The organism is Pseudonocardia sp. SID8383 (assembly GCF_009864975.1).
In the GTDB taxonomy this organism is placed as follows: Bacteria; Actinomycetota; Actinomycetes; order Mycobacteriales; family Pseudonocardiaceae; genus Pseudonocardia; species Pseudonocardia alni.
Genome location: NZ_WWFY01001250.1, coordinates 1 through 2,233, shown reverse-complemented (window position 1 = coordinate 2,233; position 2,233 = coordinate 1). Strand labels below are relative to the sequence as shown.

General features: G+C 76.5%; 2 protein-coding genes. Both read right to left on the bottom strand.

Annotation, left to right across the window (positions count from 1 at the left end; all coding sequences use genetic code 11):
• A partial coding sequence (locus tag GTW08_RS30725) for a glycosyltransferase family 4 protein (RefSeq protein ID WP_161152895.1) occupies positions 1 to 1,094 on the bottom strand: 1,094 nt, incomplete at its 3' end.
• Positions 1,095 to 1,170: 76 nt separating this feature from the next.
• On the bottom strand, positions 1,171 to 2,233 hold a 1,063-nt coding region (locus tag GTW08_RS30720), incomplete at its 5' end, for a 1,4-alpha-glucan branching protein domain-containing protein (protein ID WP_161152894.1).

Genomic DNA, 2,233 nt, shown 5'->3' with positions numbered 1-2,233 from the left:
CGGGCCCGGCGGCGGGCGGCGGACGGGTCGGCCAGCGCCCGGTCGACGGCGTCGGCGATCCCGGGGACGTCGCCGGGGGCGAACCCGAGGCCGGTCTCGCCGTCGCGGACCAGCTCGCCGAGCCCGCCCGCGGTCGAGGCGACGAGAGTCGCTCCCACCGCGGCGGCCTCCAGCGCGACGATTCCGAACGGCTCGTAGCGGCTCGGCAGGACGACCGCGTCCGCGCCGCGCAGCAGGGCGGTCAGCTCGCCGTCGGGCAGGTGGCCGAGGAAGGTCACCGAGCGCGTCACCCGGTGCTGCGCCGCGCGCTCGGCCAGCATCTCCTGCTGCGTCCCGCTCCCGGCGACGAGCAGCCGGGTCCCGCGGTGCCGCCGCCGGATCCGGGGCAGTGCCGCGATCAGGTCCTGGACGCCCTTCTCGTACTCCAGACGTCCGAAGTAGACGATCCTCGGCCCGTCGCCGGCGTGCGCGGGAGCGGCGGCGCGGGACCGCCAGCGACGCGGGTCGATGCCGTTGTGCACCACATGGACGGCGGCCGGGTCGAGGTCGTGCAGTGCCGACACCTCGGTGCGCATCGCGCCGGAGCAGGTGATGACCTCGTCCGCGCGCTGCGCGAGCCACCACTCGGTGGAGTGCACCTGCCGGTTCAGCGGCCCCGGCAGCCAGCCGGAGTGCCGGCCCGCCTCGGTGGCGTGCACGGTCGCGACCAGCGGGACCCCGAGGACGTCGGCGAGCGCGATCGACGGGTGCGCGACGAGCCAGTCGTGGGCGTGCACGACGTCCGGCCGCCAGCTCGGCAGCAACGCGGTCAGTGCGTGGCGCAGCATCGCGTGCCCCATCGCGAGCGTCCACGCGACCAGGTCGGTGCCGAACTCCAGCTCCGGCGGGTCCTCGGCCACCCGCAGCACCCGCACCCCGTCGACGGTCTCGGTGCGGGTCGGGTGGGTCTCGGCGTCGGTGCCGGTGGGGGCCCGGGACAGCACGACGACCTCGTGCCCGGCCGCGACGAGCTCGCGGGACAGCGCGTGCACGTGCCGGCCCAGCCCGCCGACGACGACCGGCGGGAACTCCCAGCTGACCATCAGCACCCGCATCGCTAGATCCTGACAAACACCGGACCGGCGGTAACCCCCGGGGCGCCGTCCGCGCACCGGGTGAGCGAGTTCGTGGTCAGACCCGTCCCAGGTCCCGGGCGTCCACGTGCCCGAAGGTCGGCAGCGGCGTGTCCGCCCACGCCGCGACCCGGCGCTGTGCGGCCCGCCGTCGCCCGGCGCGCAGCAGCCCGGACAGCTCCGCCACCCGTCCGGCGTGCAGGTCGGCGCGGGAGCGGGCGTACCCGGCTGCGGAGTCCTTGCTGACCATGAACGCCCAGTCGCTGGACAGGGCGTGCAGCGCCTGGTCGGCGAGCAGGTCGGCCAGCGGGTCCCGGAGGGGGCCGGGCAGCGGGGCGGCGAGCAGGTCGGACTGGACCGCGGCGTTCCGCGCGACCAGGTCGGCGACCTGCGGCCCGGCCCAGACCCGCCAGTCCTTGCCCGAGCCCCAGGACGACTCCCGCAGGTCGACCGGGTCGCCGACCAGACCGTCGTCGACGGCGTCGCCGAGGGTGCGCACGGCGACCCCGGCCTCGGGCAACCTGCGGAGCACGGCGGCCAGCCAGGCAGGTCCCTCGTGCCACCAGTGCCCGAACAGCTCGGTGTCGAACGCGGCGACGGTCAGCGCCGGGCGGCCGTGCTCGGCGCGCAGCGCGGTCAGCCGTGCGACGACGGTGTCGACGAAGTCGTCGGCGTCGCGGGAGACGGCGCGGGCGGCGAGCGCGGGGGTGTAGGGCTTCTTCCGCTCGGTCGGTACCCGCCGTCCGGTGACCCGCGCCGGTTTGAGGCCGGACTCGTGGTCCCAGGTGTGGAAGTCGCGGTACTCGGCCGAACCGGGGTAGCCCTTGCGGGGCGACCACACCCGGTAGGTGATCTCCAGGTCGCGGCCGACGCACACGACGTCGGAGGTCCCGACCGGCCTGGCGAACGCGGTGTCGCCGCGCAGCGCGGGGCCGTCGACGAGGAAGCGGCGCACCCCGGCGGCGGCGTAGCCGTCCTCCATCCCGGGTGCGAAGCCGCACTCGGGCGCCCAGATCCCGGCCGGCCGGGCGCCCAGGCGCAGGGCGTGGTCGTCGAGCCCGGCGCGCAGCGAGAACGCCCGCACCCGCGGGTCGAGCAGCGGCTGGAACGGGTGCGCCGCC